General features: G+C 53.1%; 23 protein-coding genes. 12 read left to right on the top strand and 11 right to left on the bottom strand.

Going from position 1 to position 25,411, the window contains the following annotated elements; all coding sequences use genetic code 11:
• Positions 1 to 139 precede the first annotated feature (139 nt).
• Positions 140 to 3,148 (top strand): carboxypeptidase regulatory-like domain-containing protein, encoded by a 3,009-nt coding sequence (locus ACFFJP_RS09990; RefSeq protein ID WP_377242966.1) that lies wholly within the window; start codon positions 140 to 142, stop codon positions 3,146 to 3,148.
• A 112-nt stretch (positions 3,149 to 3,260) separates the two neighbouring features.
• Here ACFFJP_RS09990 and dacB read toward each other — a convergent pair whose 3' ends face one another.
• Together dacB and ACFFJP_RS09980 are read right to left on the bottom strand one after the other, a co-directional pair.
• Positions 3,261 to 4,751: a D-alanyl-D-alanine carboxypeptidase/D-alanyl-D-alanine endopeptidase gene (gene dacB, locus ACFFJP_RS09985; protein ID WP_377242964.1), complete on the bottom strand. Its 1,491-nt coding sequence runs from the start codon at positions 4,749 to 4,751 to the stop codon at positions 3,261 to 3,263.
• Between the two features lie 21 nt (positions 4,752 to 4,772).
• On the bottom strand, positions 4,773 to 5,687 hold the full coding sequence (locus tag ACFFJP_RS09980; RefSeq protein ID WP_377242962.1) for a L,D-transpeptidase family protein: 915 nt from the start codon (positions 5,685 to 5,687) through the stop codon (positions 4,773 to 4,775).
• Between the two features lie 75 nt (positions 5,688 to 5,762).
• Here ACFFJP_RS09980 and ACFFJP_RS09975 point away from each other — a divergent pair, with 75 nt between their 5' ends.
• Together ACFFJP_RS09975 and ACFFJP_RS09970 are read left to right on the top strand one after the other, a co-directional pair.
• Positions 5,763 to 7,193, top strand: a complete 1,431-nt coding sequence (locus ACFFJP_RS09975; protein ID WP_377242960.1) for a C40 family peptidase — start codon at positions 5,763 to 5,765, stop codon at positions 7,191 to 7,193.
• Positions 7,180 to 8,298, top strand: a complete 1,119-nt coding sequence (locus ACFFJP_RS09970) for a dipeptide epimerase (RefSeq protein WP_377242958.1) — start codon at positions 7,180 to 7,182, stop codon at positions 8,296 to 8,298. The genes ACFFJP_RS09975 and ACFFJP_RS09970 overlap by 14 nt, the downstream gene beginning before the upstream one ends.
• A gap of 16 nt (positions 8,299 to 8,314) precedes the next feature.
• Here the strand turns inward: ACFFJP_RS09970 and ACFFJP_RS09965 are convergent, their stop codons facing one another.
• The 3 genes from ACFFJP_RS09965 to ACFFJP_RS09955 all read right to left on the bottom strand — a co-directional run bounded on the left by ACFFJP_RS09965 (position 8,315) and on the right by ACFFJP_RS09955 (position 11,439).
• Entirely contained in the window at positions 8,315 to 9,595 is a 1,281-nt protein-coding gene (locus ACFFJP_RS09965; RefSeq protein ID WP_377242956.1) for a serine hydrolase, read from the bottom strand.
• A 142-nt stretch (positions 9,596 to 9,737) separates the two neighbouring features.
• The gene (chrA, locus tag ACFFJP_RS09960) at positions 9,738 to 10,892 is read right to left on the bottom strand and encodes a chromate efflux transporter (protein WP_377242954.1); all 1,155 of its coding nucleotides are present in this window, start codon (positions 10,890 to 10,892) and stop codon (positions 9,738 to 9,740) included.
• A gap of 67 nt (positions 10,893 to 10,959) precedes the next feature.
• Complete coding sequence (locus ACFFJP_RS09955) at positions 10,960 to 11,439, bottom strand: rhodanese-like domain-containing protein (protein WP_377242952.1); 480 nt, start codon at positions 11,437 to 11,439, stop codon at positions 10,960 to 10,962.
• Between the two features lie 167 nt (positions 11,440 to 11,606).
• Here ACFFJP_RS09955 and ACFFJP_RS09950 point away from each other — a divergent pair, with 167 nt between their 5' ends.
• Both ACFFJP_RS09950 and ACFFJP_RS09945 read left to right on the top strand, forming a co-directional pair.
• A complete protein-coding gene (locus ACFFJP_RS09950) occupies positions 11,607 to 12,593 on the top strand; it encodes a helix-turn-helix domain-containing protein (RefSeq protein ID WP_377242950.1) in 987 nt (328 codons plus the stop codon).
• On the top strand, positions 12,571 to 13,845 hold the full coding sequence (locus ACFFJP_RS09945; RefSeq protein ID WP_377242948.1) for an RsmB/NOP family class I SAM-dependent RNA methyltransferase: 1,275 nt from the start codon (positions 12,571 to 12,573) through the stop codon (positions 13,843 to 13,845). Before ACFFJP_RS09950 ends, ACFFJP_RS09945 begins: the two co-directional genes overlap by 23 nt.
• Positions 13,846 to 13,880: 35 nt before the next feature.
• On the opposite strand, the gene ACFFJP_RS09940 is transcribed toward ACFFJP_RS09945, so the two are convergent.
• From ACFFJP_RS09940 to ACFFJP_RS09930, 3 genes are all read right to left on the bottom strand, one after another.
• A complete protein-coding gene (locus ACFFJP_RS09940) occupies positions 13,881 to 14,444 on the bottom strand; it encodes a hypothetical protein (protein WP_377242946.1) in 564 nt (187 codons plus the stop codon).
• A 154-nt stretch (positions 14,445 to 14,598) separates the two neighbouring features.
• On the bottom strand, positions 14,599 to 15,006 hold the full coding sequence (locus tag ACFFJP_RS09935; protein ID WP_377242944.1) for a hypothetical protein: 408 nt from the start codon (positions 15,004 to 15,006) through the stop codon (positions 14,599 to 14,601).
• Positions 15,007 to 15,016: 10 nt separating this feature from the next.
• A complete protein-coding gene (locus ACFFJP_RS09930; protein WP_377242942.1) occupies positions 15,017 to 15,580 on the bottom strand; it encodes an acyloxyacyl hydrolase in 564 nt (187 codons plus the stop codon).
• A gap of 107 nt (positions 15,581 to 15,687) precedes the next feature.
• On the opposite strand from ACFFJP_RS09930, the gene ACFFJP_RS09925 reads away from it, so the two are divergent.
• The 5 genes from ACFFJP_RS09925 (at position 15,688) to ACFFJP_RS09905 (ending at position 20,100) form a co-directional block, all read left to right on the top strand.
• Complete coding sequence (locus ACFFJP_RS09925; RefSeq protein WP_377242940.1) at positions 15,688 to 16,530, top strand: AraC family transcriptional regulator; 843 nt, start codon at positions 15,688 to 15,690, stop codon at positions 16,528 to 16,530.
• A gap of 318 nt (positions 16,531 to 16,848) precedes the next feature.
• The gene (locus ACFFJP_RS09920) at positions 16,849 to 17,394 is read left to right on the top strand and encodes a chalcone isomerase family protein (protein WP_377242938.1); all 546 of its coding nucleotides are present in this window, start codon (positions 16,849 to 16,851) and stop codon (positions 17,392 to 17,394) included.
• On the top strand, positions 17,391 to 17,966 hold the full coding sequence (locus ACFFJP_RS09915) for a DUF3833 domain-containing protein (RefSeq protein ID WP_377242936.1): 576 nt from the start codon (positions 17,391 to 17,393) through the stop codon (positions 17,964 to 17,966). Before ACFFJP_RS09920 ends, ACFFJP_RS09915 begins: the two co-directional genes overlap by 4 nt.
• A 62-nt stretch (positions 17,967 to 18,028) precedes the next feature.
• A complete protein-coding gene (locus ACFFJP_RS09910) occupies positions 18,029 to 18,706 on the top strand; it encodes a response regulator transcription factor (RefSeq protein WP_377242934.1) in 678 nt (225 codons plus the stop codon).
• Positions 18,706 to 20,100, top strand: a complete 1,395-nt coding sequence (locus ACFFJP_RS09905; protein WP_377242932.1) for a sensor histidine kinase — start codon at positions 18,706 to 18,708, stop codon at positions 20,098 to 20,100. Before ACFFJP_RS09910 ends, ACFFJP_RS09905 begins: the two co-directional genes overlap by 1 nt.
• A 72-nt stretch (positions 20,101 to 20,172) precedes the next feature.
• Here the strand turns inward: ACFFJP_RS09905 and ACFFJP_RS09900 are convergent, their stop codons facing one another.
• Together ACFFJP_RS09900 and ACFFJP_RS09895 are read right to left on the bottom strand one after the other, a co-directional pair.
• Positions 20,173 to 20,694 carry a DUF2878 domain-containing protein gene (locus ACFFJP_RS09900; protein ID WP_377242930.1) on the bottom strand — a complete coding sequence of 174 codons (522 nt, stop codon included), beginning with the start codon at positions 20,692 to 20,694 and terminating at the stop codon, positions 20,173 to 20,175.
• A gap of 10 nt (positions 20,695 to 20,704) precedes the next feature.
• The gene (locus ACFFJP_RS09895) at positions 20,705 to 21,448 is read right to left on the bottom strand and encodes an SDR family NAD(P)-dependent oxidoreductase (protein ID WP_377242928.1); all 744 of its coding nucleotides are present in this window, start codon (positions 21,446 to 21,448) and stop codon (positions 20,705 to 20,707) included.
• A gap of 198 nt (positions 21,449 to 21,646) precedes the next feature.
• On the opposite strand from ACFFJP_RS09895, the gene ACFFJP_RS09890 reads away from it, so the two are divergent.
• Positions 21,647 to 24,082, top strand: coding sequence for a TonB-dependent receptor (locus tag ACFFJP_RS09890; RefSeq protein ID WP_377242926.1), 2,436 nt, complete (start codon positions 21,647 to 21,649; stop codon positions 24,080 to 24,082).
• Positions 24,083 to 24,114: 32 nt separating this feature from the next.
• The gene (locus ACFFJP_RS09885; RefSeq protein WP_377242924.1) at positions 24,115 to 24,750 is read left to right on the top strand and encodes an outer membrane protein; all 636 of its coding nucleotides are present in this window, start codon (positions 24,115 to 24,117) and stop codon (positions 24,748 to 24,750) included.
• 89 nt (positions 24,751 to 24,839) lie between these two features.
• Here ACFFJP_RS09885 and ACFFJP_RS09880 read toward each other — a convergent pair whose 3' ends face one another.
• Positions 24,840 to 25,361 carry a cysteine hydrolase family protein gene (locus ACFFJP_RS09880; RefSeq protein WP_377242922.1) on the bottom strand — a complete coding sequence of 174 codons (522 nt, stop codon included), beginning with the start codon at positions 25,359 to 25,361 and terminating at the stop codon, positions 24,840 to 24,842.
• Positions 25,362 to 25,411 lie beyond the last annotated feature (50 nt).

The following is a 25,411-nucleotide window of genomic DNA, read 5'->3' as shown; positions in this document are numbered from 1 at the left end:
AGAATAAAATTTCGCCTTGATGGACCGTCTGGTTTCAGGCGGTGGCAGCGGCAGCGCTTTTGTAGTCGGGCTGGTTTGGCAGCAAATCAGCGTGAAAAGCAGGTCAGCGGTACAGACAATAATAATCCGGGACTTAGCAATGAAAATAACAACATCACCGCAGTATCCGACGACGCCGGTCCGGCGTTTTGGCATCAACCTTATTACCAGTGCACTGCTTGCCAGCGCTTTATGTGCGGCGCCAGCAATGGCCCAGCAGGCAGGGGGCATCAAAGGCAAAATCAGCGCAGATTCTGCCCAAAGTTCAGTGGCAGGTTTAACAATCACCGCCAGCAGTAATGTAATGCCAAAACCACGTACCGCAGTGACCAAAGCCGATGGCTCTTATTCCCTGCCGTTGTTACTCCCTGGCAAATATGACCTGACGATCAGCAACGCGACCGGTGTTGTGCGTAAAATGCAGGTTGAAGTACAACTTGAACAAACCTCTACTGTTGACGTCAATCTGGGTGCCGGCGGTGCCGATGTTGAAGTGATCCAGGTGCTGGGTAGCGCCATCTCGCGCGAAGGTAATTCTGCGCTGACCAACTCACTGGGCGCAGAGAACATCGAGTCGCTGCCGGTTGGTCAGGAATATCGTGATTTATTAAAACTGGTGCCGGGCGTGCAGTACTCGGAAAACGGTACCTTAGGCCCATCCGCCGGTGGTTCCGGTGTCGATAACAAATATGGTTTTGACGGCGTCGACGTGTCTTTACCATTATTTGGCAACCTGGCGTCAGATCCATCCACCCATGATATCGCCAGCGTGTCGATGGACCGCGGTGGCGCCAAAGCGGTTGGTTTTAACCGCGCCGGTGGTTTTTCCATTAATACCATCTCCAAATCCGGTACCAATGAATTTGAAGGTTATATCGAATACAAGCTGCAGGACAAAAGCCTAACAGCTAAAAGCGAGGATGTCGCTAAAGCCTTTAAATCAGAAAGCAGTTGGATCACTATGGGTTTGGCTGGACCGCTGATTGAAGACATGTTGTATTTTTATGGCTCTTTTTACCGGCCAGAAACAGAACGTGCCAATAAAGAAACCAACTATGGCCCGGTAAAAGATTACAGCAGCGAAAGGAATGAATATTTCGGTAAGCTGACGTTCGCACCGACAGATGATTTGTTGTTTAACATGAGTCTGCGCGATTCCAGCCGTGAGTCAGATGGGGCCTCTGTTGGCGCTTTTGACTCAGATACAGTGTCAGTTGGTGAAATATCCGATCAAACGATCCTGACTTTTGACGGTTCTTACCTGCTGAGCAGCAATACCAGTCTGACCTTTAACGCTGGCCGTTTTGAATTAGAAACCGCCACTGCACCTGATAACCGCTTTTCGTTCCAGCCAGTCATTGGCAATAAACTGGATTTAAACAATCTGACCGGCCTTGGTACTTTGGCGGTCCCGACCTTAATCGCTAACGCGACCACACCGGCGCAGCTGGCATTTAACAGCTTTGCCCAGCAACTGATTAACCAATATGGTTATACCAATGCTGCCGGTGCCAAAGCCGGCGGTGGCCGTGTCGGCGGGGCGCCACAAATCAATAACCAGAACTTCTACCGCGACAGTCTGGAATTTGCCATCGACCATGAGCTCAGTCATGGCGATACCACGCACAAACTGCATGCCGGCTTTAAGTATTCGGATATCGAAGAAGAATTAAGCCGCTTATCCAATGGCTGGGGCTCAATCGCTTACACCGGTGGTTTACAAAAAACCGCAGCCGGCGTGCCATATTTTTATCAAACCTCAACCGAACAAATGAGCTTGCTCGATGCCAGCGGTAAAACAGTACCACCAATTAAATCTGCCGCACGTTCATATAACTTTGAGATCAATGACACCATCACGCACGGTGATTTCGACTACAACATCGGTGTGTTAATCAGTAAAGACGAGCTGTTTGGTCAGGGCTTACGCGAAAAAGCCGGTACTGTATCCGGTTTTGAGCTGGCGCCCGGCAACAAGTACAAAATGTACACCATCGACTGGAAAGACATGATCCAGCCACGTTTGGGTGCTACCTGGCGTTATGACGGCGAAAATACCATTTTTGCCAACTACGCCTCCTACAATCCGGAAGCCAGCTCGCTGGCCCGCGCGGCATCCTGGGACCGCAGCACACAGCGCACGTTGTTAGTGCGGTTTGATGAAAACGGCAACTATCTGGAAACGGCCAACCGCGGTTCGTCCAGCGGTAAAGTATTTGCCGATGACCTCAAACCGCGCCGTATCGATGAATTCACCTTAGGCACCACCAAAGCACTGGACGGCGGCTGGTATTTACGTAGTCACATCCGTCACCGCGAAGGTTCGCATTTCTGGGAAGATATCTGGAACTATGCGCGTTCGCGTGAAGGTACTTATGGCCCGAATGGTGGTGTGCCGGCAGATTTGCGGGCGCTTGGTGATTACGTGAAGAATCTGGAAGACATTCGCAAAGAAATCGGTGGCTCCACTTATGTTATTGCCGAGGTCGATGGCGGCTACACCAAGTATTGGGAAGCCAGTTTTGAAGCCGAATGGGTTGGTGATCGCGCTTATCTGAACGCGTCTTATGTCTGGAGCCGTTACACCGGTAATTTCGATCAGGACAACACCACTTATACCAATGACGCCAACACCTTTATCGGTTCGTCGTATTACAACGACGATAAAGGCAAATACGTCTGGGATAACAAAGACGGTACCTTGTCGGCTGACAAACCGCATCTGCTAAAAGTTTATGGCTATTACACATTAGACTGGGAAGCCAATATCGGCGCCTACTTCCTGTTCCAGTCCGGTCAGGCCTGGGAAACCTGGTCAGGCGCTTATTATGGCCTCAATCCGCGCGGCAGTTATGAGGCCGTCAGTGCTTATGCCGAAAAAGCGGGTAGCAGACGAAGCAGCAGTCATTGGCAAATGGATCTGAACTATACGCAGGACTACGTGATTAACCCGGAACTGGTAGTGAAATTCCGTGCTGATCTGTTTAACGTCTTTGACCGTCAGACCGGCTATGACATCGAGCCGATTGACTTCGCCACGCAATATGGCAAACCAAGACGCTGGTACAATCCACGCCGCGTACAGTTGTCAGTTCGGGTCGATTTCTAACCCATACCGAACAGTGCCGTCGCCAGTAGCTCTTGCGACGGACACGGATAAAAAAAGCCAGTCGATGTTTTGACTGGCTTTTCTATTTGGCAAATTGCCACGCGGTCGACGTTTAGAACTGGCTGACTTTTTCCACCCATAAATCCAGTAGAGGCCTGCCTTTGGCAACGCCTTGTTCCGCATTGACGAGCCCTACAAAGACCCAGGGCCGTCGCTGGCGGTCAAACACATAACCAGCAAGGCCGGTGCCATTGCGTAAGGTACCGGTTTTGAGTCTGGCACTGTCCAGGGCCGAAGTGGTCCGCATCCGGTTTTGCAGAGTCCCGTCTATGCCGGCGCGTGGCAGACTGCTGGCCAAATCCAGCCCCCAGGGTTGCTGCCAGGCATGTTGTAATAACGCCGCCAGCTGACTGGCGCTGATGCGGGCCTGGCGCGATAAACCTGAGCCATTGTCCAGCACCAGCCCTTGTGCCGGCAGTTGGCGCTGAGTCAGCCAATGCAACACCACTTGTTCTGCGGCCTGCACCGTATCCGGTTGTTGTGGATCTGCACCCACAGGCGCCAAACGGCCTAGCTGCAATGCCAATATACGCGCCAGGCCGTTGTCAGAATTCTTATTCAGCTGTTGCAGCAATTGCGGTAAAGGCCGGCTGAAATGTTGTGCCACTACCACGGCATCAGTCGGCGTTATTCCCGGTTGTACGCGCAAAGGGGCGCCAAAACGGCCGCCAAGTTGGCGCCAGAACTGGCTTAAGCTTAATTGCCACTGAGCATCGCGGCTGAGCCAGGCCGCATCTTCCTGAAGCAGGCAGTTACGTGGAAAATCACCACGCAGCACCAGTTCAACGCCGCCGTTCGGCAGCGTACGTTCGTTTAACAGCAGCAAATCCGGATTAAACTGATCACAACGCGCGTCGGTTAATTGCAATTCAGACTTGAGCTGTAAGTCAGTTAAGACCGGCAGGCTGGTCAGTTGAACTGAAGTGGTATTGCTGCGTAGCTGCAGTTGCAGCATGTGCTGATTGAGCCCGAGCGCATCCGGAATATAGTTGTAACGGGCGCGCGGCGACTCATCAAAAGGCGCCGCCGCCGGATCGGGCAATAACGGACTAAACCAACTGCGGTCGAGCAGCACGCCAGCGCCTAGCTCGCGCACGCCTTCGTTATACAGCTGCGCTAACATAGACGACACTGCCGCATAATCCAGCTCTGGATCGCCTTTGCCGCGCACATACAGCGGCTTGGTTAAAATGCCGCTTTGCCGGGCTTGCGCCAAATCTGCGGCATCAGCCAAGAATTCCGTTTCACCGCGCCATAACGGCCCGAGCTGATCCAATGCCACGGCACTAGTGACCAGTTTTAAGGTGCTGGCCGGTTGAAGTAATAAATCTGCATTGTGCTGGATCACGGCAGTGTTCGCTGCAGGCTCACTGGGCATTGCGACCGGCAGCACCACCAGTGCAACCTGATCTGGCTGCAGACCTGCTGCGAGGATCTGCTGCTGAAGGTCGTGACGCAGTTGCATACCGGTCTGATTGGCGCAACCACTGAGCAACAGGGCCACAATAGAAGAAAGTAGGTACCGGGAAACGGGTCTCAACATCAGGGAAAACCTCGGTTTAACTTAGCGAACAGTGGGCAACTGTGGGAGTTGCCAGTCCTGTTTTAGCCGTTGATATTCGCTGGCGGGCAGCAGCAGATACAGCGGTTCGGCCTGAGGACTTAACCATTGCAGCAAAGCCGTCAGATGTTCAGGCGTCAACGCAGTGCAACCGGCCGTTTTACGACCGTCCGGAGACTTTAGATGCATAAAAATACAACTGCCGGCACCGGTCTGGCGGGCTTCGCCGGAACTGAAGTTATGGTCGATAAACAAACCTTTTTCATACACGGCATCTGGTTTTGCTATCAGGTCACGGCGCATCGGCTCTGAACTGCCGGCGGTCCATTCGGGCCGATATTGGCGGATATCCAGTGTTTGGTTGTACAAAGGCGAGGTCGGTACATCGATACAATAGTCAAATCGACTCATCTGCTGATAAGGCATCTGGGTGGCAAGGGCTGGCACGGCGCCAAACGCCGCACTTAAGCGAAACAAACCTGCCGGGGCTTTGCCATCACCTTCCTGTTTTTGCGGGCCTTCACTTTGTGCCGGATGTAGACCAAGGCCCCAAGCGGTGCCATTGCGCCCGAGGTCGACCTGGCTAGTCTGACCGTTGTCTTGCCAACGCTGTCCGGCTACACGGGAAAACTGATATAACTGACCGCTGCTGGCATCCCAGCCATCACTGATCACGACTACTAACTGCGTTGTCCCGGCAGGGATCACAGTTTCTGCTGTCACCGGCTGGACTGCGGGCTGCATCGACTGGCTACACCCAGCCAGTAATAAGAGCGACCCCGGCAACACCCCGGTTAACCAGCGCCAGCTGTTTTTGTCCTCAGACTGGCGGTTTGTCGCGCGTTCGAGCAACAAGCCAAGCGGTAAAATGATTGATTTAACAGCTGATTTTGCAAGTTGTTTTGGTCTTCGCATCATGTCGCCTGTGCTTGTAATTTGATCTTGGGTCAGTATACTTGAATAAATAATTCCTGACACACCAATAGGTTTAGAATGATTGGAATAACGATCCGCTACTGCTCTGTGCTGTCTAATCTGGTGCGTTGCAGTCTGCTTATCATCAGCACAGGAGTGATCACGGTGATCCCGACGGCAACAGCCAGTTCGCACGATATTCCATTCCTGCACGCGGCGCAATTGGCGCCGGACTATTGGCTGGCACGCAGCAAAGAACCTGACCAGATCCTGCGCACTCCCGCGCAAATCGCCGCCAGCAATGCGCAGCTGCTGAGTACTTTGCCGGATATGCTGGATCTTGCTAAAGCCCCGGATTCTTACAGCCAACAAGAATTGGGGGCGCTCATCAACCAAAGCTCGGCTCTGCCCAAAGCGGCGCGGTTTTATGCTGATGGCCGGCAGTTAACGCCGGCGCACTTTGCGCGTTATCAGCAGGCGATGGCGCTTGACGCCTTGCCTGCCAGCGTTCAAGCCGCTTACGCACTGGTGACCAGCCGCGGCATCATCCGCGCTTTTCCGACTTTAGATCGGGTGTTTAATGATGGCATGGACACGGATATCGACCGTTTTCAGGAAACTGCGGTGTTTCCGGGCCAACCTTTGCAGGTGCTGCATTACAGTCAGGACCGGTTATGGGCTTTTGTCCGGCATTATCATTACAGTGGCTGGCTACAGGTTAAACATCTGGCACTGACCGATAAACAAACCGCACTCAATTTTGCCAATAACCCGGACTTTTTGCTGGTGACTGGTGCACGGGCGCACACCAACTTTACTGCTGAACAGCCAGATGTATCCGAGGTAGCGCTGGATATGGGCGTCCGCCTGCCGCTGTTAAGAGACTTTCCGGCGCTGGTGCATGACCAGAATCCGGCATTCAGTTATGTAGTGCAGCTTCCGGTACGGCGTCAGGACGGCACTTTACAGCTGCTGCCGGCGCTGGTTGCGCGTAGTCAGGATGTTCGCACCGGCTTTTTGCCGCTGACCCGCGCCAATATCATCCGTCAGTCATTTAAGTTTCTCGGCGAGCGCTACGGCTGGGGCCATGACTACAATGCGCGCGACTGCTCAGGTTTTATCGGTGAAGTGTTTAAGACCTTTGGTGTGTTGCTTCCCCGCAATACCAGTAGCCTCGGCAAACAACGTTTTGCTGCGGAAATTCAGCTTGATAATGCCAGCGCTGCCGAAAAAACGCTGACATTAAGTCAAACCGATACTGGTGATTTGTTATTGATCCCGGGCCATGTGATGCTGGTGCTCGGTCGTGCCGACGACGGGCAGCTCTTTGTCATCCACTCGGTGAATGGCCTGAGTTATTTCCACAGCAATGGCCAGTATTATCAAAGCAAGTTAAATGGCGTCAGTATCACGCCGTTGTTGCCGCTGCAGCTCAATCAGCACACCAGCTATCTGCAGGCGCTCTACAACATCAAAAGCCTGACGCGGGAGACCTATGCGCATCCTTAACATCGACACCTATTTGTTAGAAGTACCGTTAAAAACGCCTTTTGTTACAGCGCTGCGCCGGGTCGACAGCGTGCAAGATCTGGTCGTTCGTATTGAACTGGAAAACGGGCTTTGTGGTTATGGCGAGGCAGCCCCGACACTGGTGATCAGCGGCGATAGTTTGCAATCGATGCAGGCGGTGATCCACACGGTGTTTAAACCGATGCTGGTCGGGCAATCCATCTTCAATTTCCAGTCGCTGCTGCATCAGCTGCAACGGCGTGTGGTGGGTAACAGCAGTGCCAAAGCGGCCATTGAAATTGCGCTTTATGATGTCCGGGCGCAATTATTGGCGATTCCGCTTTTTCAGTTACTTGGTGGTGATACGACAAACCTGGTGACGGATATCACTATCAGCATGAACCCGGTCGATGCAATGGTTTCGGACGCCAATAAAGCGGTCGCTGATGGTTACCGGCATTTGAAAATTAAATTGGGCAGTGAGCCGGAACTCGACGTCGAACGGGTGCTGGCGATCCATCGTGCTGTGCCAAGCTATATCAAACTTAGGCTTGACGTCAATCAGGCTTGGACTGCGAAACAAAGTATCCGCGCGTTGCGCCAGATAGAAGCGGCCGGCATTTTGCCAGAGCTGGTGGAGCAACCGGTGCCGGCGGCGGACCTTGCCGGTTTAAAAGCGGTGAAAGAAGCGGTCCTGACGCCGGTGATGGCGGATGAAAGTGCCTATAGCCCGGCTGACGTAGTGACGCTGCTGGCGCAGGATTGTTGCGACATTATCAACATTAAACTGATGAAAACCGGCGGGATCAGCGGCGCCCTGCAGATATTGGCGTTGGCTGATGTGGCCGGCAAACCCTGTATGCTGGGTTCTATGCTGGAGTCATCGATTAGTGTTGCCGCGGCCGCACATCTGGCAGCGGCCTTTCCACAGACCATCCGCTATCTCGATTTGGACGGGCCAACCTTGTCCCGGTTTGACCCGGTCAGCGGCGGCACGCGCTTTGAAGGCCCGACCATTTCGCTTAATAGCAGCGCAGGTTTAGGCATTCAGGCTGTGAAGGGCTTAACGCATTGGCCTTTGGCAGCGCTGCCAACCCAGCACTAAAACGAACAAAGTAGCTTCAGGGGCGGGCAGTGTGCAGGCATTGTCTTGTCGCCTGAGTCTTTGCTTGTGCCTGCGTCCGCGCATGCGCTAACGCGAGCTCGCCGAGTCGTTTTAACAACGGCAAACCCACAGTGTCATAGTCGTAATGGTCGTCATTTAACACGCCATCCTGATTGACGTATAAAGCGGCCGACAGGATAAATTCGGCACCACTGCAATCATCCCGGATATAGGCACTATCGAGCAAAAAGCCATAAGCATCGCCGACTTTATTATGGATATGGACGCGGGGATCGGGTGCGACATCTTTAGCAGCGCCATATACCAGAAATTTAACATAAGTCGGCCAATACTGCGCCGGATCATAACGAGGGTCCTGACTGTCACCCGGCAACTGTGCCATTTGCTGTTGCAAAAACTGTAACTCAGCCGGTGCCAGCTGCAAGCGCATCTCAGCCGGTAGGGTTTCAGGCAACATAATCAGCTGCGTCATCCGGTGCATATGCGACAGGGTCCAGCGGTTCTTTTGACTAAAATCCAGCGGTTTTCCCTGTAATAAGCCGTCTTTCAGATAGTCGTTGCCAACTGGCGTAAAAGGCCGCGCCGGCATTACCGGGGCATGTCGGGCGGGCTGGCGATAAAGTAATTGCCCGCCGGCGTCATAAAAAGTGATTGCATTGGTGGCTCGATTGTCTTCGGCGCTCAGTGGCCGCTCCAGCCGGTGTAAAATCTGTGCGTCAGTAAAACCGAGCTCAGTCAGCCTTGTGTTGATATAGTGCTGACCCATTAATTCATACAAGCGGTTGTAGGCGTCGTTGTCGCTGACCAACAAAATCTTTTTCACATAATGGCGCACAGTCGGCAAACCGGAGGCTGCGCTGTCATCGCGATCCACCAGCATATCACCCGACAACAAAGGTTCTGTATGCATCACCGCATCCGCGCTGACGCCATGAACGGACAACTGCTGCAGATATTCCAACGCCAGCGCGGCGATCGCCAGTTTCACTGTCGACGCCGGATACAGATACTCGGCATCAGCGCGATATTGCTGTTGCCGCAGAATAGGGCGGCCAGTCTGATCACGCTGAATTTCGGTGAATAGAATTTGCAGCCGGTAGTGGTCGGGATTTGCGGCGAGCTGCGGCGCGGCATCAGTAACCCAATGCTGTAGCAATTCACTCTGGTGGCTGTCTGTTGCCGCGTCGGGCGTCTTGCTGTGATCGGCAAGCTGGCAGGCACTCAGTAGCAAAATAATTCCACTTAGCAGTGGCACGCGCATCACACTCATCGCCATAGGTCGACTCCGGTCGCTTTGTTAGCAGTGGAATTTGGTTATCAGTGGAATAACTTATTCCTTTGCTAATTTATATACGGAATAGAAGAGAGACACAACTGCCCAAAATCAAAAGCCTGCAGAACTTCCGCTATTTTCCCGGTTAAATCGATGCGCCTATTGCAAACAGCAGGCTTCCGAGCGGCACCAATAGCACTGGCGGGCACCAACCACGCAGCACTAAGAACAGTCCTGATCCGATAAACAACCAATGCCAGGTTACAGTCACCGCATGAGGCAGAACAAACTGCCACCAGCCGGCCGCCAGCAAGCCAACCACAGCGCAATTGACGGCGGCAACAGCGCCGAGTAAAGCTCGACACTGGCTCAGGCGATACCACCAGGGCCAAATCGCGCCAACTAACAAAGCGCCGGGCAGAAAGATGGCGAGGGTAGCCACCAGAGCGCCGCTGATGCCGTGTCCGGCCGCAGCCCCCAAATAGGCCGCAAAGCTAAATAATGGCCCCGGCATGACCTGCGCAGCGGCATAACCGGCCAGAAATTCGTTTTGGGCGATAGCCCCAACGGCTTGTTGCTCCAGCAGTGGCAACACAACATGGCCCCCGCCAAAGACCAATGCGCCAGCCTGAAAAAATCGGTCGAACATCAGTAATAAAGGCTCGCTGCTCCACGTGATGCTCATCACCGGCAGGCCAATCAGCAGTGCGGCGAAGACCAGCAGCAACAACAGCCCTGGTTGTGTCGGCGTCTCTAAGGCGGTGTTTGCTGCAATAGCGGTCGGTCGAAGTATTACCGCGCCGGTTAACCCGAATATCAGCAGAATCAACAACTGAAGTGCCGGATGCTGCACCAGCAAAAAAGCCGTGAACCCAATCACAGCGAAGATTCGGCGTGGCCAGTCGGGTGTCAGCGATGTGCTCATAATAAAAACAGCATGAGCAACAATCACTGCCACGGCGCAGAGTGCTCCCTGCATAGCCGCGGGTCCCAACCAGTGCAGACCAAACAGCCCAGCCATCGTCATCAGCACAAAAGACGGCAGCGTAAAGCCAAGAAACGCCAGCACGGCACCCGCAGATCCCCCGCGTTGCAGGCCGATGCCAATACCAACCTGACTGGACGCAGGCCCTGGCAAAAACTGGCAAAGCGCAACTAATTGCTGGTATTGCGCCTGGGTTAACCAGGCTTTTTCAGCGACAAACCGGCGCTCGAAATAAACCAGATGCGCCGCAGGGCCACCAAATGAGGTAAGTCCCAACCGAAGAAACTGCAGAAAAATGTCGGCATAAAACGCCATGAAATACAGCCTGAAAAAACTATCAGGCTGCATTTTTACTGAAGATGCGGGGGAATGCCAGTGTTGCTTAACAGCCGCATTGCAGCGATTTATCTGCTGTTTCAGTTGGCTCAGTCACAGCGAACCCTTCGTCCTGATAGCCTTGCAGACCACCAATCATCATTTTCACCGGGTAGCCGAGGCGGGCAATTTTTAATGCAGCCTGATCGGCGCCATTGCAGTGCGGCCCCGCGCAATACACCACCAACAACCGCTCTGCTGGCAGCGCCTGCAACGTCGCTTCGGTGATTTGCCGATGAGGTAAATTCAGTGCGCCTGGGACATGGGATTTGGCATATGCGGCTTCCCCGCGCACATCTAGCAGCACAAAATCGTCGGCACCACTGCTGAGTGCACTTTGCACATCACTGCAATCGGTTTCAAACTGCAGACGCTGACTAAACCATCTGATCACGGCGTCTGCTGGCGCTGCCGGGTACTGACAAACCAATGAAGGGCTTTGCGGTGTGACCGCCGACTGGGCGGATTGGTTTTGAGATAAGGTCATTCGGAATACTCCTGTGGGTTGGGTGAACTCAGTGCTATTTCAGCAAAGCGCGCCCGCAGACAACACTGGCTAAATTGACAAAGAACGCCTGTTTTCAGCCAAGTGCTTGCCGTGGGAGTACATGACAGTCACAATCTCGTTGGATTCGCCGACAGATGGGGAGAAAGATGACGACAGGACAGTTCAGCAAGGATCAGACACATCGGGTGGTGATTTGCGCCTATCACGGTCTATCGATGTTGGAATATGGCGCTGCAGTGGAGATCTTTGTCAGCCACGGCCGGACCAATTCACCTTGGTATCAAAGTCAGGTGATAGGCACCGATGGGCCTGTGTTGCAACTCGGTGATGGTTCGGCGTTGCATCTGTCGGCTGATTTAAATCAGTTACAGCAAGCAGATACCATTGTTTTGCCTGGCTGGCGCAATATTGACGAAAAGCCACCGCAACCTTTGCTCGAAGCTTTACAGCAGGCAGCAGCACGCGGCGCTCGTCTGGTCAGCTTTTGTTCTGGTGCAGTGATCCTGGCTTATGCCGGGCTGCTCGATGGCAAAACTGCCACTACCCACTGGAAATACGCCAAAGCCTTCCGTCGGTTGTTTCCCAAAGTACAGCTCGATACCGATCCTTTATATGTGCAAGCCGGGCAGATATTCACCTCAGCCGGCAGTGCCGCCTGTATTGACTTGGCGTTAGCGTTGATTGAAGCCGATTTTGGTGCTGAGCAGGCGAATCGGTCAGCGCGGCGGCTGGTAGTACCTTTTAGCCGCCAGGGTGGACAGCGGCAATTTATCGAGCTGCCGGTATCGACGGCCAGTAAAACGTTGAGTGCGGTGCTGGACGCGGTACTGGCAGATTTGACTCAGGCCTGGGATATTGATCAACTGGCGCGGCAGGCAGGCATGAGCCGGCGTAGTTTTGACCGGCATTTTCAGCAGAGTGTTGGCCAAAGTGCCAAACAATGGTTGCAACAGGCCCGGATAGAACAGGCTAAGTTGTTGTTAAGTCGCGGCGAGCGGGTTGAGTCTGTCACCGGTCTCTGCGGTTTTGCCAGTAGCTCGGCGTTTCGACTGCAATTTGCCCAGTGGACCGGCGTTTCACCCAGTCAGTACCGGCAGCAGCAGTTGCAGCATGTCAGTTTGTTCTCTGCATAAAACGCAGGCTGGCAGCTCAGGGCTTGCCAGTCTGACAGACAGCTCTTATGATCGCGCCTCTTTGTTGCCACCGCTCGCCTTACCGGAAATTTTCATGTCATTTGCTCATCACGAAGCCACATCGCCATTGTTGTACGCCATCCTGCAACTGGTCCTGCAACAGGATCAACAGCTGGAACGGGCGATGGCGCAAGTGTTTGGCGCAGCGCGGCCGGCGGTTGGCTTGCAAAGTCAGGTGGTATGGCACTGTGGTGCTTTTCTGCGCAAATTAAATGCCTATCAGCAATTGGCCGGTGCTGACGCCAGCTTAGCGGACACTGTGGCGCTGTATTTTGCAGTGCAGCAAGGCTCCGGCGACATCACAGCGCGTTGGCAGCAGCTGCCGCCTGCAATGCAGGATGGCTGTCCGGGTTGGCTGGACCAGCTTGGTCACACCGAACTCGGCACTGCCTGGCCTGCAGAGCGCGAAGCGTTGGCGCAGGCTGCACCTCGTTTTATCCGGGTCAATAGTTTAAAAACCAACCGAGATGCGCTGCAACGAGCCCTGGCAAAGGGCGGCATCCAAAGCAAAGCAGTCGATGGAGTCGATTCGGCGCTGGAGATCACTTCCGATGGCGCCTTGTTTCAGACAGAGCCGTTTAAACTTGGCTGGTTTGAACAACAAGATGCTGGTTCACAACTCATCGCAGCTGCTTTACCGGTAAAGCCAGGTAGCCGGGTGATCGATGCCTGTGCTGGTGCTGGCGGCAAAACGCTGGCGTTGGCCGCCCGAATGCAGGCGAAAGGCCGTTTACTGGCGATGGATGTCGAACAATGGAAGCTGGATAACTTGCAGCAACGTGCGAACAGAGCCGGTGCGGCGAATGTTGAGACTCGCCTCATCAGCAGCAGTAAAACGATTAAACGCCTGGCTGGCAAAGCAGATTTTGTCTTGCTGGATGTGCCATGCAGCGGCAGCGGGGTGCTCAGACGTAATCCTGATGCGAAGTGGCGCTCGCCGATGCGTCTGACTGAGCTTCGGCTCTTACAGCAAGACATCCTGCAGCGTTACTGCAAAATGCTTTGTGTTGGCGGCGAGCTGGTTTATGCCACCTGTTCTATATTCCCGTCGGAGAACCGCGCACAAATCGACGCATTTTTGTCCAGCCGGCCTGATTTTCAGTTGTTGTCAGAGCAAAACATCAGCCCGGCAGCGACCGGCTTTGATGGCTTTTATGCCGCACATTTACGCCGTATCAGCGAGTTGAGCTGACCGGCGTTACTTATACAGATCTCAGTTGCTCCGGTTCAGGTTTTGCTGGCATCTGCCGCCGGTGTGGTTTCCTCAACTTCGTAAGCTTTGCAAGTGCTGACCAACGCCTGTAAATGGCCGCCTAAATCTTTGCTAGCGAATTGCTGGCTCTGCGCCACCAGTGTTTTCAGCGTTGCCAGCGCTTGTTCCAGTCCTTGCTGGTCAATCAGCGTTTTGGCATAAGCCGCTGCATCCGCGCCTTGTTCCAGCATTGCCGCGACACTGTCAAAACTGAGTTCCTGTGAAAACACCTTTTCAATGTCTGCCAGCAATTGCGTCACTTTAGCGGATTCAACCAATGCACCCTCGACAGTGATGAGTTTCCCCATCGGATCTGCCGCCAGCCGGCTCGCCACACAGGCAGCCACAGTGCCGGCTTCAGCACTGCCAGCAACTGCAGCCAGGCCCTGTTCGCGGATTTGTTTCACTGCTTCCGCTATTTGCGGATCTTTTTGCAACCATTGTTGCTCTAATGCCGTTTTCGGGTTTTCGCTGAGGTAACCACAGCTGGTCAGCAACAATAACAGGCCAGCAGTAAATAAAGGACGGGTGACGGACATATGCAGCTCCATGGCAAGAAGACAAAGGTATGCAGCGAAAATTAACGCGCTGCGTATACCTGTTTAATTGGCGTTGTGGATGGAAAATTCAAGGGGGAGGCGAGGGAAATTGGTTTTTTCCCCTAGGTTCTGCAATCACAACCCGACCGTCCAACTAAGGCGTTGGCGTCAGCGCAGCTAACAAGCGTTGGCGTAACGCCGTCATTTGTCTGGCCTGTGTCTGTGGTGAAATTGCTGCATGGTTATGTAAAGCGACCTGCAGCTGGACTTGATATTGATTATAGAGTTTGTTCAGAGCCGGGCTTTGACTCAGTGCAAACAATTGCTGCCACAGGTCTTCAATGTGTTGCAACTGCTCGGTGGATGCCACTGTCGCCTTATTCTGTTGCAATGTTTGGCTAAGCCGGCGCAATGCCAGATCAAGTTTACGTAACACGGGTTCACTGCACTGTGAACTGGTTGCCGTATGCGGCAGCGGCTGTGTGGCGGCCCCCGGTACTTGTTGCGGCGCTAGCAGAACGAACAGCATTAAAATGATTTTTGCTAACACTAAGCGTTGCATCAAGGCCTCCTCAGAAATACCAGCCATATGACAGGCTGATAAAATCAAGGCCCGGATTTGGTCGTTTAAAGCCGGCGTTTGAGTAATGCAGGTAACGTAACGTCAGACTTTCAGTCGGGCTTACCCAGGCGACTAAGCCCAAGCGATCTTCAAATTGATAATGGGTACTGACGTCTTTGCCGGCAAAGCGGGTGTCATCGAGCAACGACACCCCAATGCCAAATTCAAGGTCCCATTGCAGGTCAAACGCGTGTCCAAGCGGATAACGCAGCACCGGCGACACCGCCAGTACAGCATTGCTGTCGGAACTATTGGTCGGGCCGTAACGCCAGAAGTTGGCGCTGGCTTCAAACAACATGGTCAGGCGCGGGTCGAGGCCGGACAACCAGTCAACGTGATGTTGATAGGCAAGCTTTAGCCCCTGCACATCGCCTTCACCTTGCAGATAATCGACGGCAATCGCCTGATCCCGGCTCTCGGCCTGCGCCATATTAAACAGACCAGTACAAAACAAAGTCATCACTAGCGCCTTAAAAATTGCGCGGTTGATACGAAGGTGGAAATTGGCAGTCATTGGATGTTCCTTACAGTCAGCACCGACTTGGCGCTTTCTCGAATGACTGCTATTATCCGGAACGAACGGTAACAAAAAGTATCTTATCAGTTGCAGAGAGTATCAAAATGGATCGATTAACCCCATTGCTGGCACATTTTTCACCGCAGGCATCGGTATATTTTCACGGCACCAGTTGCCAGAAAACACAGTTTTGCCCGCAAAGTGGCCGCGCTTATCTGCATTTGATTGAAGCCGGCAGCGGCAGTGTCGAGGTCAATGGTCGTCGCTATGCCATCAACGAACCTTGCTTGTTGTTTATTCCACGCGGCAGCGCACATCAATTTGTCGTTGACCATCAGCAATCGTTATTGCTGTTCTGCGCGACGTTAGATTGCGGCGAAGTGGCGGGCAATCCTTTATTGGCGGCGTTACCGGATCTCAGTTTGATCCCACTGTCTGGCTGTTCTTCGCTGCGAAGTACCATTTCATTGATTTGGCAGGAAAATCAGGCGGAATATTGTGGCCGTGAAGCAGCATTACAGCGCCTGACCGAGTATCTGCTGATCTTGTTACTGCGCCATATCATGGCAGTGGAGCCTCCACAATCGGGCTTGTTTGCCGGTCTCGCCGACAAACGACTGGCAGTACTGATCACGGCGCTGCATCGTCAGCCGCAACTGGATTGGACTTTGGACAGTATGGCGTTAGAAGCCGGTATGTCGCGCGCGCGTTTTGCTGAGCATTTCCGTAAAGTGGTTGGCCAGACACCGGCAGAATATCTACAGCATTGGCGCCTGACGCTGGCGCGCAAACAACTATTGTCCGGCAATGCACTAAAACAAATCGCGCCGGCAGTGGGCTACCAAAGTGTGGCCGCATTCCACCGGGTATTTCGCCAGCGTTTTGGCGTATCGCCGAAAGAATGGCTGGAACAATTACAAAGTCCACTGGCAGAAGCGGCGGCTTAAATGGTTTTGTGAGGCAAGGCGTTTTTTTGCAGAGCGAACCGACGACCGTCGTCGTGTTCTGATATTCGTGTTGGCCTAAAACATCTAATCGCAGATACAAAAAAACCAGCAAATTGCTGGTTCTTGAGTTGGTTGCGGGTGTCCTGATTTATTAGACCACTACAGTATATAGTCTTTTAAAAGACAGGCATCTCGGGAGGCGGCGAACTTCGCCCCCACGGGAAGTCTGTTCGGGTAAACATTACCAAATGGTAACTTGGTTTGATTGTTGATTCGCGCATAATTTACCGACAGACCAGCATAGTCATTGAGGCTTTCATGACAGCGACAAATGCAACATTATTGCGACCTTTCTACATCATCATTTTGCTCCTGAGTATCAGTTACGGCGCGAAAGCGGCAACTACTGTGGGTATAAGCGAGTGGGTGCCACAGGCGAAGCTAGTCGGGCAAGCCAAGATGACTTACCTGTTTTGGGATGTTTATGACGCCAGACTGTATGCAGCAGACGGGAAGTGGCAGGCCAGCGCGCCGTTTGCGCTGGAATTAAGTTACTTGCGTGATTTGAACGGCGAAGCCATTGCCAAACGTTCTGTGGAAGAGATCCGCAAACAAGGCTTTAGCGATGAAGCTGTGTTGGCGAGATGGTACCAGCAACTCAGCGCTTTCCTGCCGGATGTCAAGAAAGGTACACGGCTGACCGGTGTCGTTGACCAGAACAAGCACACCCGCTTTTATCTGGACGGTCAGGCGCTCGCCGAGGTAAACGAGCCGCTGTTTTCCACCTGGTTTTTTAATATCTGGCTCAGTGAGGCGACTTCGGAACCGAAACTACGGTCTCAACTGCTCGGAGAGCAATCATGAAATGGCTGCTCTTGATACCGCTGCTGTTGCTGTCCGGTTGCGGTTTGCGCATTGACGGCCAACAGTATCAGACACAGCAACCGCCCCTCGATTTAGTCAGGTTTTTCTCCGGTGAAGTGAAAGGATGGGGCATAGTGCAAAACCGCAGCGGCAACGTCGTGTCACGGTTTACGGTCACTATCCACGGCGACTACCAAAACGGAGTTTTAACCTTAGATGAAACCTTTGTTTATGGTTTGGGCGATGGTGTGAAACAACGGGTTTGGACGATTCAACCGCAGGGAAGTAAAACCTTCGCCGGCAGCGCCAACGATATCCCTGGTCCTGCGCGCGGACAAAGTTTTGGCAACGCGCTGTATTGGGGTTATCACATGGACTTGCCGGTCGATGGCAGTACATACAATGTTAAATTTGAGGACTGGATGTGGGCATTTGACAGCCAAACGCTGATGAATCGTTCGTATATTCGTAAGTTCGGTATCACCTTTGCTGAAGTGACCATTTTTATGCAGCGACAACATACAAACAATGAAATAACTCGGGTGCCCGCTGCCGACATTACGCCGATTTAATGTTGCGATGGTTATTTATTGCGTATGATTCATGTTAATAGCGCAACAAAGAGATCAAGTGAATGCGGGTATTGGTGGTTGAAGATGACAGTGAAGTGGGCAGTTATATCGTCAAAGGACTGAAAGAATCCGGCCATACCGCCGATTTGGCTGCTGACGGCAAGCAAGGCCTGTTTCTGGCAACCACAGAGCCCTACGATGTGATGATCCTCGACCGGATGCTACCCCATGTAGATGGCATGACCATTATCAATACCTTAAGAGCCTGCAACATTCTGACCCCAGTGCTGTTTTTGTCGGCAAAGAGTAAGGTAGAAGACCGGGTCAGCGGCTTGCGCGCTGGTGCCGACGACTATTTAACCAAGCCTTTTGCTTTTGAAGAACTGCTCGCCAGAGTAGAGATTTTGGCGCAGCGTAAGCATCAGTCGGCGCAGCAAGCCACCACGTTAAGCTGTGCTGATTTATCGGTAGATTTGCTATCGCGTGAGGTGACCCGCGCAGGCCAGCGGATTGAATTGCAAGCCCGCGAGTTTCGTTTGCTGGAATATCTGCTGCGCAATAAAGGCCGGGTGGTGACCCGCACTATGCTGCTGGAAAACGTCTGGGATTATACCTTTGACCCGCAGACCAACCTGATTGATGTGCATATCAGCCGGCTACGGCAAAAAATCGAGAAAAACTTCAACGGCCCGCTGATTGAAACTGTGCGCGGCGCCGGTTACCGGATGCAGGATAAATAATGCGGGCCATTCACCGCTTTACCGCCAGCTCGTCATTTTTTGTCGGCTTATTGTTTAGCTCCATGGTGCTGGTCGGCATTTTTTTCGTGTTTTACTTTGTGGTATTAACCAACAACGACATCTTCTTGCGTGAATCCGAGGCGGCGATTGACGTCAAAATGCAGCAGCTGCAACAACTTGAGAAGTTAGCCGGCATTGATGCTGTCTCTTCACATTTAACCGCATTGCAAGCCGATGACCAGGGCTACCTGTTCGCCATGCGTGCACCTGCCGGGCCAGGGCTGCTGCAACACAATATTCCGTTTTGGCCGTCCTCGATTGAAACGACTTATCCCAACGGCATGATCCTATTTGAGATCCCTAATGCGCTGCTGCAGCACTCCAGCCAGAGTACCCGATGGCGCAGTGAGCATTATGACGTGATGGCGCGGACCTATCAGTTTGCTTCCGGCCACGAACTGTTGGTCGGGCGCAATATTGATGACTTAGAAATTGCGCAATGGGTTGGCAGTACCTTTGGTTGGTTGATGATTGCGCTGTTGCTGTCGATCTCGCTGATTAGCTTTGCCGTAGCTTATTACGTGGTTACCCGGATTAACCGCATCTCTGAAACCGCCGATCGCATTATCAATACTGGCCGTTTGTCCGAACGGCTGCCGGTCGACAACTCCTGGGACGACCTCAGCAAGTTGTCGCTGTCGCTGAACCGGATGTTCGCTGAACTGGAGCAGCAGGTGCATGCCATCAAAACGGTGTCCGACAACATCGCCCACGATTTGCGCACGCCATTAACCCGCATCCGCTCCAAATTAGACCCGGTGCAGCCGGAAACGCTGAAAGAAACGCTAGTCACTGATGTTGATCATTTACTGGCGATGTTTGCCGGCTTGCTGCGCATTGCGGAACTGGAAAACAGCCAGCAACGCAGCGCATTTGCGCTACAGCCGGTCCACGTGATTGTCGAGGATGTGATTGAGCTGTATGCGCCACTTTTTGAAGAACGGCAACAGGACTTCAGCAGCGAGTGCCGTGATCTGATAGCAGTTTGTGATAAAGATCTTATTTTTCAGGCGATTGCCAACGTACTGGATAACGCGGTGAAGTTCACACCGCTGCATGGTTCGATCCATCTGGCGTTACAACAAGATGGCAGCGATTGTGTCATCCGCGTGACGGATTCTGGCCCGGGCATCTCAGCCGCTGACATGGACAAAATCACCCAGCGTTTTTACCGGGCAGAGAGCAGCCGCACCACGCCGGGCTTTGGCCTTGGTATGGCCATGGTCAACGCCATTATGCAGGTGCATCAGGGCGAAGTGCGCTTTGCTAACCAGCCATCGGCTGGCCTTTGTTGCGAACTGCGCTTTCCCATCAATCGCCAGCTTGCCGGATAAAGATCGGCGGGAGTTCAGCCCCTGGGGGTTGCGGCTGCGGAATACCTGCCCGCGCCGCCAAATCGGTTGTCGTCAGCTCTGCTGGTTCAACCGCTCGCTGTAGCGGGTGAGTGCAATCAACAGCGGCATGAGCACTGCCCAATACAGGCCTACAACAACCGCTGTGGTCAGCTGACCTAACGGGAACTCCACAGCACCCAATTTGGCCGCCGCCAAGTAACTGAGTGGCGCCGCCACAATCGACAGTACGGTGAACAACACCGGTTTTTTCATCAGTGGTGCCATGCTGTGACGTAAGGTTGCGGCAAACCCAAGCCAAAGCCCGATTAACCACCCTGGGATCGGCAGCGTTTGCGTACCGGACGCAAAGACGTAAACCCCGGCCATCGCCATGATGCTATCGCAGACAATACCGGCCGCAGCAGCGCTCAGCAGCAAAAATAGCTCTGCGCGCCGGTTTGTACACCAGATCAAGTGCAGTGACAGTAACAGCGCGACGCCGAACAAATACTGATTGGCACCCAACACTGCGATAAACCACAGCAGCTGAAACAGCACGACGTTGTAAAGCACTGAGTAGCGAGGTAACTTCATGCTGACCTGCCTAAATTTCCTGTTGCTTCAAGTGTTTGCATAGACTGCGTTGCCAGGATAATGGCAGCAGTGCCAATAGACGCAATATCCTCGAAAAAACCAGTGGAAAGTAAAAAGCGGCGCCGCGCCGGTTGATACTCGCGAGAATGGCTTGCGCCGCTTGCTCTGCAGTGATTTGCATCGGCATGGCAAAAGTGTTTTTCGCCGTCAGTGGCGTTGTAACAAAACCCGGTGATAGGGTTTTGACGATCACGCCGCGTGAGGCCAGATCAACCGCCAGACTCTGAGCCAGATAGAACAAGGCTGCTTTACTGGCACCATAGGCCTCACTGCGGGTAAACGGCAGTAACCTGGCCAGTGAGTCGACGATTAACAGCTGTTTCCCCGCGCTCAGGTTCGGCAATAAAGCTTCGACGCAGTACACCACAGAGAAAAAATTCGCATCGAAGACCCGTTTAAATGCCTCGCTGTCCCAGCGTTCGACATCAATGTATTCACAGGTGCCGGCATTGAGCAGCACCACATCGACAAGAAGCTTCCCCAGCACTAACTGGCAACTGGTGCGGTCGGTTAAGTCAAACGCCAGGGTGGTGATGTTGGTGCTTTGTTGGGCTAAAGCGTCGAGCCGCTGCTGGTCGCGACCACAGGCATACACCTGCCAGCCCGCCGCCGCTGCCGCCAGCGCTGTGGCTTTACCGATCCCGGAGCTGGCACCGGTGATCAGTATCGTTTTACGGGGAGTGTGGTTCGCCATCTGCGGGGTCCTACTGCGAGAAAAAGATAGCTTCAGTATGACGGGCACGGGCTTAACAGAAAGTGGAGTCTCCATTAAGTTTTCGTCATCTTTCGCCGGGTTGTTTTATTAACTTTTATTAATCTGGCCGTAAGTGGTCAGTAACAAGGCGTGTTCCATAATCAATGGATTGAAGTTTCAGCTGATGGAGAATGGAGCATGCAGAGAAAACAACGGACCAAAACGTCCACCACCATGGCAACCTGGTTACTAACCTGCGCGTTTGCGCTGCCGGTCAGCGCAGTTGCCGCACAGGTTGCCGCGCAGGTCGCCGATGATGGTGCAGTCTCAGTGCAAGTACTAGATGGCAAAACCGCGAGACCTGTGGCAGGCGCGGCGATTAGCTTGCAAAGCCGCGACGGCCAAACCGTCAGTAAAACTACCGATGAGCAGGGCCGGGTGAAGATTGACGGCCTGCCAGTCGGTTTGTATGAAGTGCGCGTCAGCGGCCGCAGTTATCAACTCTTTGTCGAACCGACGCTAAGGGTCAGCAAGGACAAAACGACACCCATCGCGGTGGAGTTGCTTAAAACGGAGAGCATCGAGCGCATTCAAGTGACCAGCTCGCAGCGGGCGCTGGACCAAAATGCATCGGCTGGTACCAGCTATTTAACCGGCGATAACCTGACCAGCGCAGTCGGCAGTGGTGGCGACGTGCTGCGGGCGCTGGATGGCTTGCCGGGGTTATTCTCCAGCGGGGAATTTTCCAGCTTTACCGTGCGCGGGCGCGGCCCGAAAGACAACCTGATCCTGGTTGATGAGATCCCGTTTCAGAAAGTGGTGCACTTTGACGACTCTTTTGGTGATTTGGAAGACATCGAAGGCGGCGGGCGTTTTTCGGTGTTTGCGCCTAACGTGATTGGCGGCGCGGAATTTCAGCCCGGCGGCTGGAGCCCGGCTTATGGTGGCGGCGCGGCGTCTTTGTTAAAACTGAATGTCGCGGAAGGTAACAATGACAGTGCCAGCTATTCGACCCGGCTGGATTTATCTGGCCTGGAAGTGGGCTACGATGGCCCGAGCCGCTTGGATGACGATACCTCGCTGCTGTTTTCCGCGCGCCAGCTGGATTTTGGCCGGGTGTTTGAAACGGTCGGCGTGGAGGACATCGGCACGCCAAAACTGACCGATATCATTGTTAAAACCACCACGCAATTAGGGACCGACGGCAAGCTCAATGTGCTGGCGATTTACGCACCGGAAACGTTTGAACGCAATCTTGAAAATGCGCTGGCGTCCGACGAGGATGACCCCGGTAACTGGGAAGATTTAGAGCTGGCCACGTCAGAAGCTGACAATAGTTTACTGGCTGTGAGTTATACCCAGCTGCTTGGCAGCGACTCACAGTGGACCAACCGGGTTTACGTCCGTGATTTCGGCCAAACCACCTCGATTGGCGAAGCGATGCCTTATCTGGTCGCTGCGGGCACTGAAGCTGCCAAGGTGCCGGTGCGGCAGAATATTTTGTCCTCTTCCATAGATGAACGTGAATACGGCTGGCGGTCGGATTTTGTCACTTTCAACGATTTTGGCCAGCTCGATAGTGGCCTGATGCTGCAACGCATTGATGTGGAATACCAGCAACGCCTAAATGACGCGCAGTGGATCCGTTATGTCTATGATCGTGACGACAGCCGGCCTGCCGGCGCCAACTACATCGTGCTCACGCCCAGCAATACCAATAGTTTGTTTAGCAGCAGCGCGACCAATGCATCTGGTTATGTCAATCAAACGGTTGATTTTGGCAACTGGAACTTCCGTGCCGGTGCCAGGCTGGAGCGCGATGGCATCACCGGTGAAAACTTGGTGTCGCCGCGTTTTGGGACGTCTTGGCTGGTGACTGACCGCTTACAAATGACCACCACGGCCGGCATTTATTATCAACCGCCGGCCTTTGACGCTTTAGCGGCGGATAACAGCAACCAAAATCTGAAAAACGAACGCACAGTGCAGCTCAGCGTGGGCTGGAAATATGCGCTCAGCAGCGATATCGAGTTGCTATTTGAACCTTATTATCAGCAATTATCTGATTTGCTGGTCAAGCAGGATGGCGTTGAGCAAACGCTGCGTAACACCGGCGAAGGCTATTCCTGGGGCGTCGATACGGTGGCCACGAAACGCTTCAGTGATGGCTGGTCGATGCAGGCCAATTACAGCTACAACAAATCCCGCGTCAAAGATGCGGCAGATAGCGCGTACTACGTGGCGGATTTTAACCGACCGCATTTTGTCCAGCTCGGCGGGATTTATGAGCTCGATGATCGCTGGAGTTTCTCCGCCCGCTGGAAATGGGCGTCCGGTGCCCCGCGTGATGGCTTTGTTATCAATCAAAACGTGTTACCAACCAGTGGCTTACTGCGTTATTCCAAGGAAATTACCACGCGCAATATCGACCGGTATGACGGTTTTAGCTCGGTGAATTTCCGCGCCGACTATCGCCGCCAATATAGCTGGACTGAGCTGGTGGCCTTTGTCGACATCATCAACTTGCTCGGTTCAGATAACCCCAGCTCCGCTGAGTTTAACGAACGTACGGGCCTTGACGTGGTCGAGGATGGCGAATCGATCATTCTGCTGGGCTTTAAACTGCAGTGGTAACCAGAAACGACTATTTAACCGAAGAGGTCATTATGAAAACAAAATACATGTTATCCGCCATCACTGCGCTGACAGCGCTGCTGGCACAGGCTCAGGCGGCCGAATCCGCCCATTATTACGTCAAACCTTTTACCGGCATCAGCTACATGAACGATGTGACCGGCAAGACGGCAACAGCGCCGGTTGAGGTGGAGCTGGAAAAAGGCTTGGTACTAGGTGGCTCCTTTGGTTATCGCTACAACGCGAACATTGCCGCCGAGGTGGTATGGGAATATCGCAGCAATGACAGTGAAACCATGGTGGGTAAAGAGTTTTACCCGGACGGCAATTATGCCTCGAACACCATTTACTTAAACGGTCTTTATTATTTCGAACCATGGGGCAGCCTGACGCCTTATGTCGGGGTTGGGGTTGGCTGGATCCAGGAAATTGATATTGATTTGGAGCGCAATGGCGTCGAAACGTCTTACTCCAACAGCGGTAATTTCAGCTATCAGGGCTTTGCCGGTGTGGAATACAAACTGTCTAACAATTGGTCTGTCCATACAGAGTTACGCCATAGCGGTGGTAAATCCGGCACGCTGGAAGACGAAAAAACCAAAGCGCAGTTTACCAGCCTGAATTACAAGCCATTTACCTGGCAGCTTGGTGCAACTTACCGCTTCTAACCAAAGGCTCTGGCTGTTTTGCTGCATTTGTGCTCGATATCACTTTAAAAGAGCTGCATATGCAGCTCTTTTTCTTGAAGCAAGCATTATTACAATGCTGCGGCAACCGGTGCTAATCTCACCCGTGTCGAAAGTGCATGCAGCGCGATGGCATGTAACAACGGCGATACTGTCGTAGTGGCATCTGTTAACACCGTAACTGATTTGTAGTTGTCCGTTGAGAGTGACAGAGCTGTATGTGTCACACAATTTTGCGTCATCATGCCGCAGAGAATGAGGTCGGTAACCTCCAACTGCGCTAATGTATCTGCAAGGTTTGTTTGGACAAAGCTGTCGGCATAGTGCTTGATAACAATAGGCGCTGTTGGCGCTAGCTGTAAAATTCGTGGATGAATGTCAGCACCCTCGGTCCCTGGATTAAAAAACGGAGCGACACCTGCGTTGGCATCAGCAATGTGCTGCACGATGACCACCGGCATGTTAGCACTTTGTGCTTTTTGAATTGCCAATTCAATCGCAGTTAAGGTGTTGTCAGTATCTGCCAGCGGAAAGGCGCCAGCCGGAAAATAGTCGTTTTGAACATCAATGATGAGTAAAGCGGATTTTTGCATCTGAGCCTCCTGTGTTAGAGGCGTCATTATCTGCTCTACGCCCGCTTGCG

Source organism: Rheinheimera tilapiae (assembly GCF_042432165.1).
In the GTDB taxonomy this organism is placed as follows: domain Bacteria; phylum Pseudomonadota; class Gammaproteobacteria; order Enterobacterales; family Alteromonadaceae; genus Pararheinheimera; species Pararheinheimera tilapiae.
This window is presented reverse-complemented; position numbering and strand designations above follow the sequence as displayed.

Excerpts from the sequence above, each read along its gene's own strand:
- ACFFJP_RS09990 (WP_377242966.1), top strand. The coding sequence starts at position 140 with ATGAAAATAACAACATCACCGCAGTATCCGACGACGCCGGTCCGGCGT.
- dacB (WP_377242964.1), bottom strand. The coding sequence starts at position 4,751 with ATGTTGAGACCCGTTTCCCGGTACCTACTTTCTTCTATTGTGGCCCTG.
- ACFFJP_RS09980 (WP_377242962.1), bottom strand. The coding sequence starts at position 5,687 with ATGATGCGAAGACCAAAACAACTTGCAAAATCAGCTGTTAAATCAATC.
- ACFFJP_RS09975 (WP_377242960.1), top strand. The coding sequence starts at position 5,763 with ATGATTGGAATAACGATCCGCTACTGCTCTGTGCTGTCTAATCTGGTG.
- ACFFJP_RS09970 (WP_377242958.1), top strand. The coding sequence starts at position 7,180 with ATGCGCATCCTTAACATCGACACCTATTTGTTAGAAGTACCGTTAAAA.
- ACFFJP_RS09965 (WP_377242956.1), bottom strand. The coding sequence starts at position 9,595 with ATGGCGATGAGTGTGATGCGCGTGCCACTGCTAAGTGGAATTATTTTG.
- chrA (WP_377242954.1), bottom strand. The coding sequence starts at position 10,892 with ATGGCGTTTTATGCCGACATTTTTCTGCAGTTTCTTCGGTTGGGACTT.
- ACFFJP_RS09955 (WP_377242952.1), bottom strand. The coding sequence starts at position 11,439 with ATGACCTTATCTCAAAACCAATCCGCCCAGTCGGCGGTCACACCGCAA.
- ACFFJP_RS09950 (WP_377242950.1), top strand. The coding sequence starts at position 11,607 with ATGACGACAGGACAGTTCAGCAAGGATCAGACACATCGGGTGGTGATT.
- ACFFJP_RS09945 (WP_377242948.1), top strand. The coding sequence starts at position 12,571 with ATGTCAGTTTGTTCTCTGCATAAAACGCAGGCTGGCAGCTCAGGGCTT.
- ACFFJP_RS09940 (WP_377242946.1), bottom strand. The coding sequence starts at position 14,444 with ATGTCCGTCACCCGTCCTTTATTTACTGCTGGCCTGTTATTGTTGCTG.
- ACFFJP_RS09935 (WP_377242944.1), bottom strand. The coding sequence starts at position 15,006 with ATGCAACGCTTAGTGTTAGCAAAAATCATTTTAATGCTGTTCGTTCTG.
- ACFFJP_RS09930 (WP_377242942.1), bottom strand. The coding sequence starts at position 15,580 with ATGACTGCCAATTTCCACCTTCGTATCAACCGCGCAATTTTTAAGGCG.
- ACFFJP_RS09925 (WP_377242940.1), top strand. The coding sequence starts at position 15,688 with ATGGATCGATTAACCCCATTGCTGGCACATTTTTCACCGCAGGCATCG.
- ACFFJP_RS09920 (WP_377242938.1), top strand. The coding sequence starts at position 16,849 with ATGACAGCGACAAATGCAACATTATTGCGACCTTTCTACATCATCATT.
- ACFFJP_RS09915 (WP_377242936.1), top strand. The coding sequence starts at position 17,391 with ATGAAATGGCTGCTCTTGATACCGCTGCTGTTGCTGTCCGGTTGCGGT.
- ACFFJP_RS09910 (WP_377242934.1), top strand. The coding sequence starts at position 18,029 with ATGCGGGTATTGGTGGTTGAAGATGACAGTGAAGTGGGCAGTTATATC.
- ACFFJP_RS09905 (WP_377242932.1), top strand. The coding sequence starts at position 18,706 with ATGCGGGCCATTCACCGCTTTACCGCCAGCTCGTCATTTTTTGTCGGC.
- ACFFJP_RS09900 (WP_377242930.1), bottom strand. The coding sequence starts at position 20,694 with ATGAAGTTACCTCGCTACTCAGTGCTTTACAACGTCGTGCTGTTTCAG.
- ACFFJP_RS09895 (WP_377242928.1), bottom strand. The coding sequence starts at position 21,448 with ATGGCGAACCACACTCCCCGTAAAACGATACTGATCACCGGTGCCAGC.
- ACFFJP_RS09890 (WP_377242926.1), top strand. The coding sequence starts at position 21,647 with ATGCAGAGAAAACAACGGACCAAAACGTCCACCACCATGGCAACCTGG.
- ACFFJP_RS09885 (WP_377242924.1), top strand. The coding sequence starts at position 24,115 with ATGAAAACAAAATACATGTTATCCGCCATCACTGCGCTGACAGCGCTG.
- ACFFJP_RS09880 (WP_377242922.1), bottom strand. The coding sequence starts at position 25,361 with ATGCAAAAATCCGCTTTACTCATCATTGATGTTCAAAACGACTATTTT.